Annotated in this window: 21 protein-coding genes; 1 reads left to right on the top strand and 20 read right to left on the bottom strand. The window is 46.3% G+C overall.

Annotation, left to right across the window (positions count from 1 at the left end):
• Nucleotides 1–12: 12 nt before the first annotated feature.
• From atpG to ACKLNH_RS18260, 20 genes are all read right to left on the bottom strand, one after another.
• On the bottom strand, nt 13–879 hold the full coding sequence (gene atpG / locus ACKLNH_RS18165) for a F0F1 ATP synthase subunit gamma (RefSeq protein ID WP_413113713.1): 867 nt from the start codon (nt 877–879) through the stop codon (nt 13–15).
• Between the two features lie 42 nt (nt 880–921).
• Complete coding sequence (atpA, locus tag ACKLNH_RS18170; protein ID WP_413113673.1) at nt 922–2463, bottom strand: F0F1 ATP synthase subunit alpha; 1542 nt, start codon at nt 2461–2463, stop codon at nt 922–924.
• Nucleotides 2464–2478: 15 nt separating this feature from the next.
• Nucleotides 2479–3012: a F0F1 ATP synthase subunit delta gene (atpH, locus tag ACKLNH_RS18175; protein WP_413113674.1), complete on the bottom strand. Its 534-nt coding sequence runs from the start codon at nt 3010–3012 to the stop codon at nt 2479–2481.
• Between the two features lie 15 nt (nt 3013–3027).
• Nucleotides 3028–3498, bottom strand: coding sequence for a F0F1 ATP synthase subunit B (gene atpF, locus ACKLNH_RS18180; protein WP_413113675.1), 471 nt, complete (start codon nt 3496–3498; stop codon nt 3028–3030).
• A 44-nt stretch (nt 3499–3542) separates the two neighbouring features.
• On the bottom strand, nt 3543–3797 hold the full coding sequence (atpE, locus tag ACKLNH_RS18185; RefSeq protein WP_002540812.1) for a F0F1 ATP synthase subunit C: 255 nt from the start codon (nt 3795–3797) through the stop codon (nt 3543–3545).
• Nucleotides 3798–3842: 45 nt separating this feature from the next.
• Complete coding sequence (gene atpB, locus ACKLNH_RS18190; protein WP_413113676.1) at nt 3843–4649, bottom strand: F0F1 ATP synthase subunit A; 807 nt, start codon at nt 4647–4649, stop codon at nt 3843–3845.
• An 8-nt stretch (nt 4650–4657) separates the two neighbouring features.
• Nucleotides 4658–5047 carry a F0F1 ATP synthase subunit I gene (locus ACKLNH_RS18195; RefSeq protein ID WP_413113677.1) on the bottom strand — a complete coding sequence of 130 codons (390 nt, stop codon included), beginning with the start codon at nt 5045–5047 and terminating at the stop codon, nt 4658–4660.
• 180 nt (nt 5048–5227) lie between these two features.
• Nucleotides 5228–6121 (bottom strand): ParB/RepB/Spo0J family partition protein, encoded by an 894-nt coding sequence (locus ACKLNH_RS18200; protein ID WP_413113678.1) that lies wholly within the window; start codon nt 6119–6121, stop codon nt 5228–5230.
• A gap of 9 nt (nt 6122–6130) precedes the next feature.
• Nucleotides 6131–6916, bottom strand: a complete 786-nt coding sequence (locus tag ACKLNH_RS18205; RefSeq protein ID WP_413113679.1) for a ParA family protein — start codon at nt 6914–6916, stop codon at nt 6131–6133.
• A 15-nt stretch (nt 6917–6931) separates the two neighbouring features.
• On the bottom strand, nt 6932–7549 hold the full coding sequence (gene rsmG, locus ACKLNH_RS18210; RefSeq protein ID WP_413113680.1) for a 16S rRNA (guanine(527)-N(7))-methyltransferase RsmG: 618 nt from the start codon (nt 7547–7549) through the stop codon (nt 6932–6934).
• A gap of 2 nt (nt 7550–7551) precedes the next feature.
• Nucleotides 7552–9441 (bottom strand): tRNA uridine-5-carboxymethylaminomethyl(34) synthesis enzyme MnmG, encoded by a 1890-nt coding sequence (mnmG, locus tag ACKLNH_RS18215; RefSeq protein WP_413113681.1) that lies wholly within the window; start codon nt 9439–9441, stop codon nt 7552–7554.
• 420 nt (nt 9442–9861) lie between these two features.
• Nucleotides 9862–10302, bottom strand: coding sequence for an FMN-binding protein MioC (gene mioC / locus ACKLNH_RS18220; protein WP_413113682.1), 441 nt, complete (start codon nt 10300–10302; stop codon nt 9862–9864).
• A gap of 129 nt (nt 10303–10431) precedes the next feature.
• A complete protein-coding gene (gene mnmE / locus ACKLNH_RS18225; RefSeq protein ID WP_413113683.1) occupies nt 10432–11799 on the bottom strand; it encodes a tRNA uridine-5-carboxymethylaminomethyl(34) synthesis GTPase MnmE in 1368 nt (455 codons plus the stop codon).
• A gap of 107 nt (nt 11800–11906) precedes the next feature.
• The gene (yidC, locus tag ACKLNH_RS18230; RefSeq protein ID WP_413113684.1) at nt 11907–13523 is read right to left on the bottom strand and encodes a membrane protein insertase YidC; all 1617 of its coding nucleotides are present in this window, start codon (nt 13521–13523) and stop codon (nt 11907–11909) included.
• 2 nt (nt 13524–13525) lie between these two features.
• On the bottom strand, nt 13526–13783 hold the full coding sequence (yidD, locus tag ACKLNH_RS18235) for a membrane protein insertion efficiency factor YidD (RefSeq protein ID WP_413113685.1): 258 nt from the start codon (nt 13781–13783) through the stop codon (nt 13526–13528).
• The gene (rnpA, locus tag ACKLNH_RS18240; RefSeq protein ID WP_413113686.1) at nt 13750–14106 is read right to left on the bottom strand and encodes a ribonuclease P protein component; all 357 of its coding nucleotides are present in this window, start codon (nt 14104–14106) and stop codon (nt 13750–13752) included. Before rnpA ends, yidD begins: the two co-directional genes overlap by 34 nt.
• Nucleotides 14107–14124: 18 nt before the next feature.
• On the bottom strand, nt 14125–14259 hold the full coding sequence (rpmH, locus tag ACKLNH_RS18245) for a 50S ribosomal protein L34 (protein WP_086937702.1): 135 nt from the start codon (nt 14257–14259) through the stop codon (nt 14125–14127).
• Nucleotides 14260–14459: 200 nt separating this feature from the next.
• Nucleotides 14460–15197 carry an amino acid ABC transporter ATP-binding protein gene (locus ACKLNH_RS18250; RefSeq protein ID WP_413113687.1) on the bottom strand — a complete coding sequence of 246 codons (738 nt, stop codon included), beginning with the start codon at nt 15195–15197 and terminating at the stop codon, nt 14460–14462.
• Nucleotides 15194–15865 (bottom strand): amino acid ABC transporter permease, encoded by a 672-nt coding sequence (locus ACKLNH_RS18255; RefSeq protein ID WP_413113714.1) that lies wholly within the window; start codon nt 15863–15865, stop codon nt 15194–15196. The genes ACKLNH_RS18250 and ACKLNH_RS18255 overlap by 4 nt, the downstream gene beginning before the upstream one ends.
• Nucleotides 15866–15967: 102 nt before the next feature.
• Complete coding sequence (locus ACKLNH_RS18260; protein ID WP_413113688.1) at nt 15968–16720, bottom strand: amino acid ABC transporter substrate-binding protein; 753 nt, start codon at nt 16718–16720, stop codon at nt 15968–15970.
• Nucleotides 16721–17037: 317 nt separating this feature from the next.
• On the opposite strand from ACKLNH_RS18260, the gene dnaA reads away from it, so the two are divergent.
• On the top strand, nt 17038–18423 hold the full coding sequence (gene dnaA / locus ACKLNH_RS18265; RefSeq protein WP_413113689.1) for a chromosomal replication initiator protein DnaA: 1386 nt from the start codon (nt 17038–17040) through the stop codon (nt 18421–18423).
• The last annotated feature ends 1 nt before the right edge of the window (nt 18424 follow it).

Here is an 18424-nt window from a genome sequence, read left to right on the forward strand (position 1 = left end):
GTTTATCTATACCTAAACCGCTGCGGCCCCAGAAACTATTTCTGACAGTTCCTGCGTAATCGCCGTCTGTCGGGCTTTGTTATATACCAGTTGCAAATCGTCGATAAGGCTGCCAGCATTGTCTGTCGCTGCCTTCATCGCCACCATGCGAGCCGCTTGCTCTGAAGCGAGATTCTCTACCACACCTTGGTATACCTGTGATTCGATATAACGAATCAATAAAGTATCCAGCAACACCTGTGGTTCTGGCTCATAAACGTAATCCCAAGCATGATTACGTCGCATTGCTTCTTCGTCAGACTTTGGCAATGGCAATAACTGGTCAATCAAAGGCTCTTGCGTCATGGTATTCACAAATTTGTTATATACCAGATACAGACGATCCAATTTGCCTTGGTCATACAGCTCCAACATCGCCCCAACTGTACCGATCAACTCAGCCAAAGAAGGGGAGTCCCCCAAGCCCGATGCTTGTGCAACAACATTGCCACCATAGTTATGGAAAAACGCGGTTGCTTTTGCTCCCACTAACGCCAAATCAAGTTCAGCCCCTTTATCTTTCCACTCTTGCATGTCAGCAATGGCTTGTTTGAACAAATTAATGTTCAAGCCACCACACAAACCCCGATCAGTTGATACGATAATGTAGCCAACTCGCTTAACATCACGATCTTCCAAATACGGGTGTCGATATTCCAAGTTCCCCATGGCAATGTGACCTATTACCTTACGCATAGTACTGGCATAGGGACGTGATGCAGCCATGGCATCCTGGGTTTTTCGCATTTTGGATGCCGCGACCATCTCCATCGCCTTGGTGATTTTCTGTGTGTTCTGCACACTTCCAATCTTATTACGAATCTCTTTCGCGCCAGCCATCATTCACTCTCCGTTACAAGGGTGGCTCACAGCCACCCACGTTTACCAAGTCTGGGTCTTTTTAAAGTCCTCAACGACTTTATGAAGCTCAGCTTCAATATCATCGTTGTAACTCCCCGTTTCATTGATCGTGCTGACTAACGCCGCATGATGTGTCTTGGCATAAGAAAGTAATGCTGACTCAAAGCTGCCTAAAACGGTTATTTCAACATCACTGAGATAACCTTTTTCGGCCGCAAAAATGACCATCGCTTGTTCAAACACGGTCATTGGTGCGTACTGCTTCTGCTTCATCAACTCGGTCACTTTCTGACCATGGTCAAGCTGCTTCTTGGTGGCTTCATCAAGGTCGGACGCAAACTGCGCAAATGCAGCCAGTTCGCGGTACTGGGCCAGTGCGGTTCGAATACCACCGGAGAGTTTCTTAATGATCTTAGTTTGTGCTGCACCACCAACTCGAGACACCGAAATGCCTGGGTCGACAGCAGGACGCACACCCGCATTGAACAGCTCAGTCTGCAAAAAGATCTGCCCATCGGTAATCGATATAACATTGGTTGGTACAAACGCCGACACGTCACCAGCTTGGGTTTCAATAATAGGTAGTGCGGTTAATGAACCCGTTTTGCCTTTAACTTCACCGTTGGTAAAGCGCTCGACATAGTCCGCATTAACCCGTGCTGCACGCTCTAATAAGCGCGAGTGAAGATAAAAGACATCGCCCGGGAAAGCCTCTCGGCCAGGGGGACGACGCAACAACAGCGATATTTGCCGATAAGCAACCGCCTGTTTAGAGAGGTCATCGTAGACAATCAGTGCGTCATCACCACGATCTCGGAAGTACTCTCCCATGGCACAACCAGAGTAGGGGGCCAAGTACTGCAGTGCCGCAGATTCTGATGCGGATGCCACAACAACAATGGTATTTTTCAGTGCATCATGCTCTTCCAGCTTACGTACCACGTTAGCAATGGTCGAGGCTTTCTGCCCAATCGCAACGTAAATAGAGTAAATGCCGGAGTCTCGCTGATTAATAATGGCATCAATGGCCAGTGCTGTTTTACCGGTCTGGCGGTCACCGATAATCAACTCACGTTGACCTCGCCCGATTGGAATCATTGAGTCGACAGCTTTATAACCGGTTTGTACCGGTTGATCGACAGATTTACGATCGATAACCCCAGGGGCGATCACTTCGACGGGTGACGAGTGTTCAGTCGTAATCGGCCCTTTACCATCAATCGGCTCACCCAAGGTGTTAACCACACGACCTAGTAGAGCAGGACCGACTGGTACTTCGAGTATTTTCCCGGTTCCCTTTACCTTCATGCCTTCTTGCAGATCGGTATAAGGCCCCATGACAACAGCACCTACTGAGTCACGTTCCAGGTTCAATGCTAATGCAAAACGACCACCTGGCAATTCAATCATTTCCCCTTGCATTATCTCAGCAAGGCCATGGATACGAATAATACCGTCACTCACTGAGATGATGGTACCTTCATTTTGCGCCTCACTAACAACATGAAATTTTTCAATTCGTTGTCTGATCAGATCGCTTATTTCCGTGGAATTAAGTTGCATGCTCCAATTCCCCAATTAAGACTGCAATGTGTCACTCAGGCGCGCTAAGCGGCCTCGAGCTGAATTATCAATAACCATGTCGCCTGCGCGGATAATCACACCCGCAATCAGGCTCTCATCTACAGTGCAGTTCAGCTTCACTTTATGCGCTAAACGCTGCTCCAATTTGGCGCTAATCTCCGCCTGCTGTTGCTCATTAAGAGCAACGGCTGATATCACTTCGGCCTCTAAGCTCTTTTCATGGCTAGCTTTTAGTGTCAAAAACATCGCCAAGACTTCCGGCAATGCTTGCAGACGTTTATTGTCAGCCATAACGCGTATCAGATTTTGACCGTATTGATCAATCTGCTCTTCACAGACTGCAATCAATAATTCCGCCAACTTATCTGGTGCCATCGTGCCAGTTAACAAAGCCGCTATGCGTTCGTCACACGTGACCTCGGCGAGGAACCTCAGCATTGCCTCCCACTGAGCCAATGTATTGGTATCAACCGCCAGATCAAACGCTGCCTGAGCATATGGACGGGCGATGGTTGTCATTGCCGACATAGTTAGCCCCTCCGATTAAAGTTCCGCAGTGACTTTTTCAAGAAGATCTTTGTGCGCCTCTGCATCAACAGAACGCTCAAGAATTTTCTCGGCACCAGCCACGGCCAACATTGCCACTTGCTGACGAAGCTCATCTCGAGCACGAATACGATCAGCATCAATCTCAGCATGCCCTTGCGCGACAATACGCGCTCGCTCGGCGTCTGCCTCCGCGCGGGCCTCTTCAACGATCATGGCTTTACGTTTATTCGCTTGCTCAATGATATCCGCAGCAACGAGTTTTGCTTCTTTTAGTGACTCAGAAGCATTTGCTTTGGCCAGGTCGAGATCTTTTGCAGCACGGTCAGCAGCCGCCAAGCCATCTGCAATTTTCTTCTGACGCTCTTCAATCGCTTCTATAATTGGCGGCCACACATATTTCATGCAGAACACCACGAAGCAAAAGAACGCGATCGCCTGACCCAATAGAGTTGCATTCATATTCACAACGGCATCTCCTTTAAAGGGTTACACTGGGATCCGTTATTCAATTAACCTAGCTGGCCAACAAATGGGTTTGCGAATGTGAATAGCAAGGCAATAACGATACCGATCATCGGAACCGCATCAAGCAGGCCGGCAATGATGAACATTTTTACCTGTAACATTGGCGCCATTTCGGGCTGACGAGCAGCTCCCTCTAAAAATTTACCGCCTAGCAAGGCGAAACCAATCGCAGTACCCAATGATGCTAGGCCTACGATAATACCTACGGCAATTGCAGAAAAGCTGAGTAAAGTTTCCATTACTATCTCCAGTTTATTGTTGTCGGCTTCGTTGCCAATGTACGATTAATGATCTGCGTCTTCATGGGCTTGCGAGAGATAAACAATCGTTAGCATCATGAAAACAAACGCTTGGATGGTAATAACCAGAATGTGGAAAATAGCCCACGGAACTGATCCCAACCATTGAGCCCACCACGGCAGTAGTGCCGCAATAAGAATAAACACCACCTCGCCTGCAAACATGTTGCCAAACAGACGCATACCTAACGAAATTGGTTTCGCCACCAAAGAGACGATTTCGAGCAGTAAATTAAACGGAATCATTACGGGGTGATTAAACGGGTGTAGTGCCAGCTCTTTTGCAAAGCCTCCGACCCCTTTAATCTTAATGCTGTAATAGATCATTAAAGCAAACACCCCGAGTGACATCGCCATGGTAATGTTGACATCAGCGGTAGGAACGACTTTCAAATAAGGAATATTCAACCAATGCTCAGCAGGATAAGGGAGGAAGTCGATGGGAATTAAATCCATCGCATTCATCAAAAATATCCAACAGAAAATGGTTAAGGCCAGCGGAGCAATCAGTGGATTACGACCATGGAACGTGTCTTTAACATTGGTATCAACGAATTCCACCAATATTTCGACAAAACACTGCAACTTACTGGGTACCCCGGAGGTCGCCTTTTTCGCGACTTGACGGAACAACCATAAGAACAGCATGCCGGTCAGCACTGAAAAGACCAGGCTATCAATGTGAATATTCCAGAATCCATCACCAGATAGACCCAACTTATACGTAGATAAGTTGGTTAAATGGTGATCGATATAACCGGACGGTGTGAGCGCTTCACCTGACGCAGCCATAACGCTTCCTATTTGTTATTGTTAATAAATAAAACCGGAGCAAGGAGATTGACACCAAGCGCCAGTAGATAGGTCAGAATGAGGGGAAGGATTTCCACCCCAACATACAGGTAAGCAAGGGCAAATAAGAGGACAGTTAGTAGAATCTTAAGCACTTCACCGCCAAAAAATGACAGCATAACAAGCTTGGCTTTTCGAGCTCCACCATAGAGAAATGCGCATGCTGCAAACGCAGCGTTGGCGATGATACAGATACCGCCACCAATCAATGCAGAAGTTCCCCAGTCAACATTAACAGCCAAGGCTGCTAACAATGCCGTTGCGAGTACGACGCCAGATTGCAAAAGCAGTAACCGTTTCGCCATGCGGCGTCCTGGCTGTACCAGCGTCGATTCCATGTATTCTGTTCCTCGATTCCATTCCACAGCACATAAACAATATGTGGGGAAAACATCAAAATTATACGACGAACAGGGGTGAATGCAATGATTTGATAGCAAAAAAGTGGCAATGATTTTACAAGACAGTAACTTTATCATGCCGCGCAAACAACAACCTAAAGCTAAATGCGAGTCAGATCACACTGTTTTGTTTAGTATTGCGAGAATTTGCTGTAGTTTTTCATTTTCATCAAAATTGATAACAATTTTGCCACGACCGCTTTTTTGACGGTTTATCACAACAGGTGTACCCAGTTGTTCACTTAGCGAGTCCTGCCATTGCTCAGCTTGCTGATCAATCACTTTCTCTGCTACTGGCTTTGGTGGCTCTAGCAGCTTACGGACCAACTTCTCGGTTTCTCTTACAGTCAGTGAACGACTAACTATCTGCTGGGCTATCTCAGCCTGCTGTGAAAGATCCAACGTCAGTAATGCACGGGCGTGCCCCATGTCCAATTGTTTTTTAATAACAAACTGTTTTACGCCTTCATCTAATTGATTAAGACGCAACAGATTACTGACCGCTGTTCTCGATTTTCCTAACGCTTCGGCGACCTGTTGATGGGTCAAGCTAAACTCTTGCTGTAAGCGCTCTAGCGCTTGTGCTTCTTCGATCGCATTCAAATCTTCACGCTGAATATTCTCGATTAAAGCCATCGCAACAGCCGCACGGTCATGAACCTCTTTAACCAGACATGGAACTTGCTGTAAACCAGCCAGCTTTGATGCGCGCCAACGTCGCTCACCAGCAATAATTTCATAGCGGCCTTGGGCAACACTTCGTACCACGATCGGTTGAATGATCCCTTGTGCACGAATGGAATCTGCTAGTTCAGCTAACGCCTCTTCAGACATATCCTTACGAGGCTGGTACTGCCCAGGTTGCAATAAAGCAATATTGAGCTTTTGCAATTCGCTTTTTGGCTCTACATGCTGTGTCGATGCTGCTGGTTGTTGTTTGGCTTGCGCTTGCGCACTTGTCGCAAGTAACGCATCAAGACCACGTCCCAGTCCGCGGTTAACTTTACTCATTTATAGACCTTAAGCGTGTACAGGTGGGTTAACTTCTTGACGACGAAGCATTTCTCCAGCTAATGCTAGGTATGCTTTCGCGCCACTGCTGTATTTATCGTAATACATTGCAGGTTGACCATGACTCGGCGCTTCAGCTAACCGAACATTTCGTGGTATCACAGTGCGGAACACCTTGTCACCAAAGTGTTTTTTCAACTGATCTGATACCTCATTAGCTAAGCGATTTCGTGGGTCGTACATTGTACGCAGCAGACCTTCGATCTCTAAGTCGGCATTAACCACCGCAGTCAACTTACTAATTGTATCCATCAACGCTGTTAACCCTTCCAATGCAAAGTACTCACATTGCATTGGTACCAATACTGAATCGGCAGCGGTCATAGCGTTGATTGTAAGGAGGTTTAAGGCTGGCGGACAATCGATAAAGATGAAATCATAGTTATCACGGATAGGAGCCAGCGCATTGCGTAAGCGAACTTCGCGCGCGAAGACCTCCATCAATTTGATTTCTGCTGCGGTTACATCGCCATTGGCAGCGATTAAATGATAGCCACATTCCGTCGCATCAATCACCACTTGCTCAACCGGCGTTTCTTCAACCAAAAGATCATAAGCTGATGCTTCTACTTGATATTTATCGATACCACTGGCCATTGTGGCATTACCTTGCGGATCAAGATCTATCACCAACACCCGACGTTTAGTGGCAGCCAAGGATGCAGCCAGATTAATGGTGGTGGTGGTTTTTCCTACCCCACCTTTTTGATTCGCAATTGCAATTATTTTTGCCACAACAAGACCTCACTGTTACTTTTTCAGAACTACCAGATGACGTTCACCTTCCAGTTCAGGTACATCTAGCACGTGCACAGCATCGACATGACACCATTCCGGTAACTCATCCAGCTCATTTTGGTTAAGTAAGCCTTTAAGTGCCAAAAAACGTCCATGCTTTGCCGCCGGCAAGTGGTGACACCAATTGACCATATCAGAAATGGACGCAAAGGCGCGGCTTAGCACCCCGTCAAAACCGTCTTTAGGATCGTACTCTTCCACTCGGCTCTGGACTGGCGTGACGTTTTTTATGCCCAATTCATGCGTGACCTGTCGAATAAATCTTATACGCTTACCTAAACTATCAAGCAAGACAAATGACTTTTCTGGGCACATAATAGCGAGCGGAATCCCAGGTAGCCCAGGTCCTGTGCCAACATCGATGTATCGCTCCATGTCCAGCATTGGGCTAACTACGATGCTATCCATAATATGTTTAACGAGCATATCACGAGGATCGCGTACCGACGTCAGGTTGTATGCTTTGTTCCATTTATTTAGCAGAGCAACATAGCCCACTAATTGATCTAATTGTTGCTCTGAAACGACCAAATCCGTCTGATCGATTAATTCTCTTAGTCGTTGTTTCACTGCTATGCGCCTTTCTTCAACATGCCTTGTTTTTTGAGATAAACCAGTAGCAACGAAATTGCCGCTGGCGTAATACCTGAAATCCGAGAGGCAATGCCAATCGTTTCTGGTTTTGCATCATTGAGCTTCACGATCACTTCATTAGAGAGACCTTTCACATCGCTGTAGTTGATGTCCAACGGTAATTTTGTACTTTCATGACGAAGTGATTTTTCCACTTCATCACGTTGACGATCAATATACCCTTGGTATTTCACTTGAATTTCAACTTGTTCTCGTGCCTGAACATCATCTATCGCCGGCGCAAATTGTGGCAGGGCAGTTAACTGTTCATAGTTAACTTCTGGGCGACGCAATAAATCTTCACCGTTTGCTTCACGCACTAATGGGCTTTTCACAATGGCATTCACACTGGCCACGTCATCACTGCTAGGTGTCACCCAAAGGCCACGAAGTCGCTGACGCTCTTGTTCAATATTGTCGACTTTCTGATTGAAACGCGCCCAGCGCTCATCGTCGATTAAACCAAGCTCGCGGCCTTTTTCTGTTAGGCGTAGATCTGCATTGTCTTCACGCAGTAACAAACGATACTCCGCACGTGATGTAAACATGCGATAAGGTTCTTTGGTCCCCATCGTGGAAAGATCATCGATTAGCACACCCATGTAAGCTTGATCACGACGTGGACACCAACCTTCTTTGCCCTGTGCTTGCAACGCAGCATTCATGCCCGCCATTAGTCCTTGAGCTGCGGCCTCTTCGTAACCGGTTGTCCCGTTGATTTGTCCAGCAAAGAACAAACCAGCTATAAATTTGTTCTCGAAGGTGGATTTTAAATCTCGTGGATCAAAAAAATCATACTCTATCGCATAACCAGGACGAATAATTTTTGCATTTTCAAAACCTTGCATTGACTGCACGATTTTCATCTGTACATCAAATGGCAAGCTGGTTGAGATGCCATTTGGATAGAGTTCATGGGTGGTTAACCCTTCAGGTTCGATGAATATCTGGTGGCTGCTCTTATCGGCGAAGCGCATCACTTTGTCTTCGATCGATGGACAGTAGCGTGGTCCAATCCCTTCAATCACACCAGCGTACATCGGGCTGCGATCCAAGTTATTGCGGATCACATCATGGGTACGCTCATTGGTATGAGTAATAAAACACGGGATCTGGCGAGGATGATCCTGTCGCGATCCCATGAACGAAAAGACCGGTGTTGGATTATCGCCATGCTGAACTTCTAGCTGACTAAAGTCTACGGTACGTGCATCAATCCGAGGTGGTGTGCCGGTTTTAAGACGTTCAACACGCAACGGCAATTCACGTAAACGCTGAGCAAGTGCAATGGACGGAGGATCGCCGGCACGGCCACCATGATAGTTTTCCAACCCAATGTGAATACGTCCACCTAAGAACGTCCCCACAGTCAGAACTACGGTTTTGCCTCGGAACTTGAGACCCATCTCCGTTACCACACCAGTCACGCGATCCTGCTCGACGATCAAATCATCCACGGACTGTTGGAATAACGTCAAGTTCGGTTGATTTTCTAACGTTTCACGTACTGCGGCTTTGTACAATAAACGGTCAGCCTGAGCGCGAGTTGCTCGAACGGCTGGCCCTTTTGATGCATTCAAGGTTCGGAATTGAATGCCACCCTTGTCGATGGCTTTCGCCATTAGACCGCCCAGTGCATCGACCTCTTTGACGAGATGCCCTTTGCCAATGCCACCAATGGCTGGATTACAGGACATTTGCCCTAAGGTATCAATATTGTGGGTTAACAACAGTGTCTGTTGACCCATACGTGCAGCTGCCAACGCAGCTTCTGTGCCAGCATGGCCTCCGCCGACAACAATGACATCAAATGAATCTTGATAAAACATGGAATGACCTTAGGTTTAACTCTGACCAAAGATGGATGATTGCAAAGAGGCGTATTTTAGCCCTTTTCTGCACATTTGAGAAACGTTCAAGGATCATTAGTTTTGATCCATGGCTACTTAAATATATATAAGATCTTTTAGATAGATCTTCTATTAGATCTTTTATTAGGATCGCCCGATCGTGTGGATAAGTGTTAAATGATCAACATGATCATGCTGTTATGGAGGATCGTTTCCTGTGCGAACGTATGGATCTAACTCCGTATAAACTGGGATCAAAATGGCTACTTATGCACAGGCCAAGAATACACCTAAACCTATTCAATGGATAACTATAGGTTGATCACTGGTTTTAACTATACTTATCCACAGATGAAAAACGGCATTTGGATAGATATGTTTACACTTTACATGTATTAGTTATTCACAAAGCGCAGATAGAAAAGTGGATAACCATGGTTCAACCTGCTCCTCAGGCACTGGATGTTGGCTAACATCAATGTTGAGTTGGGGGAGTATTCGTGCAGCTTTGCCTTGAATAAGGACCTCATCTAACTGATAGGCAGCGGCACAAAAGGTGTCGTAATTGGAGTCACCTAAGCCGATAACACCATAGCGGAGGGGACGTAAATCGGTGCGTTGTTGTAGTTGTGAATAAAATGGTTGGATATTGTCAGGTAATTCACCAGCGCCGTGAGTTGAACAAATTAGCAGCCATGGGGCATTTGGATCGAGTTGAGAAAGATCTGGCTGATTGTGGATGGTTGCGCTGATATTGTGTTGTTCTAAAAGATCATTGATGTGATCAGCAACGTATTCCGCAGCACCAAGTGTGCTGCCTGTAATGAGATGTAGATGCATCGAGATAGTCCTTTCTATGAGTCTGGCTCTTATTGTACGCGCATCAAAGAGCATTTATAGAGGTAAGGGTGGAGGGATAAAAAAAAGCCCCCAGACAGTGCTGAGGGCTAATATTGGTCATGCGCCGATTTATTTGCCGATACAAAAAGACGTAAAGATCCTACCGAGAAGATCATCTGAGCTAAATTCACCAGTGATTTCACTAAGGTGTTGTTGTGCTATGCGCAATTCTTCAGCAAGAATTTCTCCTGCCATATAGCCTTCGAGTTGTTGTTGACCAATGTCGAGATGCACAGCTGCTTGTTCCAGTGCTTCTAGATGACGGCGACGTGCCATAAAGCCCCCCTCTGTGGTACCAGTAAAGCCCATGCACTCTTTTAGGTGCTGTTTTAGGCTATCAACCCCGTCACCTGTGCGAGCAGAAAGACGAATCAGTGTCGGGTGACTGGCGTGGCAGATGCCGATCTCTTCACCGGTTAGTTCTGCTTTGTTGCGGATGACAGTGATACCGAGGCCTTCTGGCAGGCGATCGACAAATTCAGGCCAAATGAGTTTTGGGTCGGTCGCTTCTGTCGTGGTGCCATCGAGCATAAACAGGACACGATCGGCCTGAACTATCTCTTCCCATGCTCGCTCTATTCCAATACGTTCAACTTCATCGGACGCTTCGCGTAAGCCCGCTGTATCAATAATATGCAGTGGCATGCCATCAATATGAATATGTTCACGCAGAACATCACGGGTGGTGCCAGCAATGTCAGTGACAATGGCGCTGTCTTTGCCTGAAAGGGCATTTAATAGGCTCGATTTACCAGCATTAGGGCGTCCGGCGATGACGACTTTCATTCCTTCACGCATCAAGGCACCTTGGTTGGCTTCCCGACGAACCGCTTGGAGTTGCTCAATGATGGTATGTAAGTCACCACTCACTTTGCCATCAGAGAGAAAATCAATCTCTTCTTCTGGAAAGTCGATAGCCGCTTCGACATAGATTCGCAAGTGAGTCAGTTGTTCAACTAAGGTGTGGATTTTGTCAGAAAAGGCGCCTTGCAATGATTTCAACGCCGATTTAGCCGCTTCTTCGCTGCTGGCATCAATAAGGTCAGCAATCGCTTCTGCTTGGGCTAGGTCGAGCTTATCGTTCATAAATGCGCGTTCAGAGAACTCGCCCGGTTTAGCGGTTCTCACACCGTCAATCATTAAGATACGCTTGATGAGCATATCCATAACCACGGGTCCACCATGGCCTTGTAATTCGAGAACATCTTCACCGGTAAATGAGTGTGGCCCCTTAAAATACAGTGCGATGCCTTGATCGAGGGTGCTGCCATCTTCTGCTTTAAAAGGCAGATATTCAGCATAGCGAGGGCGTAGTGCTCGGCCAGCCACAGATAGGGCGACTTGGTTGGCTAGCGGACCTGAGACGCGAATAATGCCGACGCCACCACGGCCGGGAGGTGTTGCTTGAGCAACGATAGTATCAATAGCTTGGCTCATGATGTATATCCGGTTTCAACTTATAAGGGATCAAATGACTTATATTGTACAACAAATAAAAAAGGCGGCTATCGCCGCCTTTTATTTGTCAGTGTTGCTTGCGCTGATTACTTGCTGCTATGCAGGCCTTTCTTTTCCAGAGCACGGTAGATTAGCGTTTGCTGAATCAAGGTGACAATGTTCGAGGTTAGCCAGTAAAGAACAAGACCTGATGGGAACCATAGGAAGAAGAAGGTGAACATAACCGGCATAAAGGTCATGATTTTCTGCTGCATTGGATCCGTAACGGTCGTTGGGCTCATCTTCTGAATCATAAACATAGAGCCACCCATTAGAAGCGGCAAAATGTAATACGGGTCTTGTGCAGATAGATCGTTAATCCACAAGAAGAACTCAGAGTGACGTAGCTGCACTGATTCCATCAACGCCCAGTAGAACGAGATGAAGATAGGCATCTGCAGTAAGATAGGTAAACAGCCACCGAGTGGGTTTACTTTCTCTTCTTTGTACAACTCCATCATCGCTTGGCTCATGCGCTGACGGTCATCGCCAAAGCGCTCACGCATCTCTTGCAGCTTAGGCTGCAGCATACGCATTTTAGCCATTGAGGTGTACTGCGCTTTCGTTAGCGGGTACATCGCACCACGAATCATACAGGTTAGAACAATGATCGCGAGACCCCAGTTCACCACGATGCTTTGAATGAACGACAACAGCTTATGAATCGGACTTGCTAGGAACCATAACCAACCATAATCAACGGTAAGATCTAAGTTCTTAGCGACAGCTTGCATCTCTTTTTGCAATTTAGGGCCGGCCCATAGGGTGGCTGTCATTGTGGCAGTAGAATCAGGAGAAATGCTGATTGCTGGCATACGAAGACCAACATAGCCTTGGCCATTGGCAACACGTGTAAATAAGTTTGAGCTGTCTTCACTGCGAGGAATCCAAGCGACAGTGAAGTAATGTTGTAGCATGGCAGCCCAGCCTTCAGTGATGGTCATATTCAAATTACGCTTCGCCATATCGTCAAAGCTGTATTTCTTATATTTCGTATCATCGCTTGAGTAAGCAGCGCCACGGTAGGCTGACATGCCCATGCCACGGCTTTTGCCGTCTGGGTTTTCCATGTCTTGGCGTAACTGTGCGTACATTTGTACGTTGGCAATATCCATTGATTGGTTATCGATGGTGTATTCGACGTCAACGGCGTAACTGTCGCGCTGAACAATGAATGTTTTGGTGTAAGTGATGCCATTTTGGGTCAGTGACATCGGCACACGTAGCTCATTATCACCATCTGTTAAGGTGAAGGCGTCTTGAGTGACAGAATACTGCGCTCGACCAGTATTGGTATCCACACCATGACTACCGATCAAACCACTTTGTGCCACGAATGAATGTGAAGGTGAATTTTGTAGTAATACGAATGGATCATCTGACTCAAGTTCGGCATCGTACTTTAATAAGTCAGCGGCGATGATATCACCACCAAGCGTATCGATAGTGAGCTGCAGTGCATTGGTGGTTATGGTGATAAGTTGATTAGAGGTCTCGCCATCATTGGCTAAACTTGCATCATCACCCTGAGTTGGCACATCACCACTAATTTGTGTTTGCGCTACACCCTGTGGCTGAGGGTTGCTGTCTACATTCCATTGCTGATACAGCAAGAAAGAGACAAAAAGTAGGGCAATCAACAGAATATTGCGTTGGGAATCCATCGTTATTGATCTCTGTTTTTTGGCTTTATTGGCGGAACGGGGTCAAAACCCCCGTTGTTTAAAGGATGACATCTTAATAGACGTTTGGCTGCGAACCAACTCCCTTTTAACCCTCCGTGCAATTTAATTGCTTCAATAGCATATTCAGAGCAAGTTGGGGTAAAGCGGCAGCGTGGTCCGAGCAGCGGACTAATTGCAAGCTGATAGAAGCGAACTAACCCGAGGATTAGCCACGCGAAGGGCGAGACAGGCGATGCCATAATTTGTCCAACACTGCATTTAATTCTTCGTTACTAAGCTCATTGGCACTTTTCTTAGCTATTACGATAAAATCTTTGGCTGGTAATTGATTTTGACGCAAACGAAAGCTCTCACGCACAACACGCTTGAAACGATTACGGTCAACAGCAGTTTTTATCTGTTTTTTTGGCACGGCAAGTCCAAGACGAGGATGTCCAAGAGTGTTTTTTCGAGCCAGAATAGTTAAGTGGGGAGAGCCAGCACGATGAGCTTGCTGGAAGACATGTTGGTAATGTTCGGGAGTTAACAGACGTAACTCCCGAAGGAAAGCGAAGTTACTCACAAATAATCTCTGGGATTATTAGCAAGCTAGACGCTTACGACCTTTAGCACGACGTGCGTTAATCAATTTACGACCGTTCTTTGTCGCCATGCGTGCACGGAAGCCGTGAGAGCGCTTGCGCTTAAGAACAGAAGGTTGGAAAGTGCGTTTCATGGTTGTACCTTAAAAAATTTACTGATCAGTTTTTAAGTTTTGATACCCAGTGTAGTGACAATTTGCACACAAACCGCATATCAAAAGAGGCGGAATTGTAATCATTGGTCACACAAGAGTCAATGATTGATGCGTATTCCTTACACTGGGTGGCGAATTATACGTAGCCGAAAGAGAAGTGCAAGATCATTCTGATGATCTTATTGGATCCCTACTTGGCGTAAAAAGCGTTGTAAACGAGGATCTTGCGGACTTTTGAACAGTTGTTCAGGTTTGCCCTGTTCGACGATTCCCCCATCAGACATAAAAATAACACGATCAGCCACTTCTCGTGCAAATTGCATCTCATGTGTGACCACCAGCATGGTTTGATGGGCTGTGGCTAATTTTTTCATCAGTTGTAGCACCTCGCCTACCCACTCAGGATCGAGCGCTGAGGTCGGTTCATCAAATAAGAGCAATTCAGGTTGCAGAGCCATCGCGCGTCCAATCCCGACACGTTGTTGTTGCCCACCTGACAATGCTGCCGGGTAACTGTCTGCTTTGTCTGCCAAGCCAATATCACTCAAGATTGTGTGTGCTTTTTGCATCGCAGCCGATTTTTGCCAGCCATGTACGGTGATCAAGCCCTCGGCAATATTCTCAGCCGCCGTTTTGTGAGCAAAAAGGGCATAATTTTGAAACACAAAAGCCGTTTTTCGGCGTAATGCGAGTTTCTCTTTGTTGCTGGCACGAATGGTATCAACTTGGAGGTTATCTAGCTCTATGATGCCGCCATCCGCTTGCTCTAGTTGATTAATACTACGCAAGAGGGTCGATTTTCCAGTACCAGATGGACCAATAATGACAACAATTTCCCCCTGCTCAATCGCTAAATCAATGTTGGAGAAAATGGTTTGGTCGCCAAACCGTTTAGTTAATTGTGTCAATTTAATCATCGTTGGTACGCCTTATTCATATGTTGCTCAGCCCAAAGTTGTAGTCGTGTTAGGACGACGACCATGCCCCAGTAGATAAGGGCGACGGCTAAAAATGCTTCAAAAAACTTAAAACTCGAGGAGGCTTCCATTTGCGCCGTGGCCATAATTTCAGCCACACCTAGCGTAAAGGCGAGAGACGTTGATTTAATCATATCAATGAAATAGTTCATTAATGAAGGCAGGGCAACACGTGCTGCCTGCGGTAGAATGACGCGGCGCATGGCTTGGTTCTCTGTCATTCCGATAGAGAGTGCCGCTTCGCGTTGACTTGAGTCGATGCCGATAATCGCAGCACGAATAGACTCAGCCATATACGCCGCAAAATGTAAGGTGAGGCCGATGACAGCAGCAGTGAATGCATTCATACCGATAAAAATAGGCATGATCTGCGGTAAGCCGTAATAAAGTAAGAAGAGCTGGACGAGTAACGGTGTGCCACGAAAGAAGCTGATATAGAGCTGAGTTAAGGCATTCAATCCCCAGAGCCGATATACACGGATGACGGCTAACGTTAATGCCAAAATAAGAGAGAAGACCAAGCCCCATAATGCCATTTCCATCGTTGTTGATAGGTAACGAAGTAGCACGGGAAGCAGCGATAGCATGTAGTGAAAATCAAAAGCCATGGTTAGATAACTCATCATTAGTAAGTCATTACTTACTGTACAGCATAGGATTAAACGAAGAACCCGCCAGCCTAGTGGCATGGCGGGGATGGATGGTAAGGATTATTGGGTGATATCGGCGCCAAACCACTTGGTGGCGATTTTGCTCAGTGTGCCATCTTCACGCATCGCTTGTAGTGTGGTGTTCACTTCTTGTTGCAATTGCTGTCCACGAGCATTGTTAGCAAATGGCCAAGCATTGTGGATGGTCTCGAATGGTTCACCTGCCAACTGTAACGGTAAGCCTGATTCTTGAATCAGTTGCAGGGCAGAAAGGCGATCCATGACAAACGCATCGGCACGGCCTAGTGCCACATCATGCTCAATACCAGTGTCGTAGGTTTTGATATCTATGTCAGCCGCAAAAGGCTGTTGGCGTAAGATGTGTTCAAAGTTTGAGCCTAAGTTTACCGCGACGGTTTTACCTTTAAGGTCATCAAGTGTTTGAATCGCATCATTTCCTTTACGCACGGTGATTTGTGCACCATCAATCACATACGGTTCAGAAAACAAGTATTTGGCTTGGCGTTCTGCCGTCATTGTTATCTGATTTGAAATGGTATCAATCCGTTGCGTTTCTAACAGGCCAAATAGACCGGAAAAATTAGCGGTAACAAATTCCACCTTATAATCATTGCGGTCGGCAATTTCGTTCCAAAGGTCGACTTCAAATCCTTGTAATACGCCTTGCTTCACAAACGTGAACGGAAAGTAGCGTCCAGACATGCCGACTTTTACATCTGTCGCCGCAAAACTCGCGCTAGCAGTAAGACTAAATACGACGACTGCAATTATGCGTGTAACCCAGTTGTTCATTTTACAATCTCCTTGGTTATAAGAGGATAATGTTGTAGAGCGAGTTTACGCTGTTGAGCGGTTTGATAATAAATACTATTCGGTTATGGCTAATAACTAAATGCGTGTTGCATTGACACCTTTATAAGCTGTGGAAATGTGGATGGTTATGGGATTAACTGGCTGAATTCCTGTGTTGATCTGCGGCTTGTTTGTGGGATCGTTGTGAATAACTTCGATCTTATTCACCGTTAACATGATCTTGTGCTGGCGATCCGGCAGCGGCACAGGTAAAATCGATCCCCCTTAGTAGCAGAATCAATATTGTGGAGTGAGACGTGTCATCTTCGCTGTGGAACCAGTGTCTGGAACGCTTACAGGAAGAGCTACCAGCGACCGAATTCAGTATGTGGGTTCGCCCGTTACAGGCTGAGCTCAACGAAAATACGCTAACCCTGTTTGCACCGAATCGATTTGTACTCGATTGGGTAAGAGATAAGTACTTAAATAATATTAACCGTTTGCTGCATGAATTTTGCGGTAACAATGTTCCGATGCTGCGATTTGAGGTGGGGAGCCGACCTGTCGCTCCTGCGCCAAAGCCTGCTACAAGCCCCTCTGCACAACCTGCTACGGTGCAGAATGAGCCTGTTCGTAAGCCATGGGAGCCTGCGCCTTCACCGGTGCAGCCAGCGGCCAACTACCGTTCAAATGTTAACCCTAAGCACCAGTTTAATAACTTTGTTGAGGGTAAATCAAACCAGCTTGGATTGGCCGCAGCACGTCAAGTGGCTGATAATCCAGGTGCCGCTTATAACCCGCTATTTTTATACGGCGGTACAGGCTTAGGTAAAACGCACTTATTGCATGCTGTTGGTAACGCCATTATGGCGCGTAAGCAGAATGCTCGAGTTATTTATATGCACTCTGAGCGTTTTGTGCAAGATATGGTTAAGGCATTGCAAAATAACCAAATTGAAGAATTTAAGCGTTATTACCGCAGTGTTGATGCGTTGTTGATCGATGATATTCAATTTTTTGCAAATAAAGAGCGTTCACAGGAAGAGTTTTTCCATACTTTTAATGCATTGCTGGAAGGTAATCAGCAGATCATTTTAACTTCGGATCGTTACCCGAAAGAGATTAATGGGGTAGAGGATCGTCTGAAATCCCGATTTGGCTGGGGACTTACCGTGGCGATTGAGCCGCCAGAGTTAGAAACACGTGTCGCTATTTTGATGAAGAAGGCGGAAGATCATAATATCCGTTTAGCCGATGAAGTGGCGTTCTTTATTGCTAAGCGCTTACGATCGAATGTGCGTGAGTTGGAAGGGGCGCTGAACCGTGTGATCGCCAACGCCAACTTTACCGGGCGAGCGATTACCATTGATTTTGTCCGTGAAGCGTTACGTGATTTGTTGGCGCTGCAAGAAAAGCTTGTCACGATTGATAATATTCAGAAAACCGTGGCTGAGTACTATAAAATTAAGTTGGCTGATTTGCTGTCAAAACGCCGTTCTCGTTCGGTGGCGCGTCCACGTCAATTGGCGATGGCGCTGGCGAAAGAGCTCACTAACCATAGTTTGCCAGAAATTGGCGATGCGTTTGGCGGAAGAGACCATACAACAGTATTGCATGCCTGTCGTAAAATCGAACAGCTACGGGAAGAAAGCCATGATATTAAAGAAGATTATTCTAACTTGATTCGGACCTTGTCATCATAAT

Origin of the sequence: Thaumasiovibrio clandestinus, assembly GCF_047250365.1 — a bacterium.
Taxonomy (GTDB): Bacteria; Pseudomonadota; Gammaproteobacteria; order Enterobacterales; family Vibrionaceae; genus Thaumasiovibrio.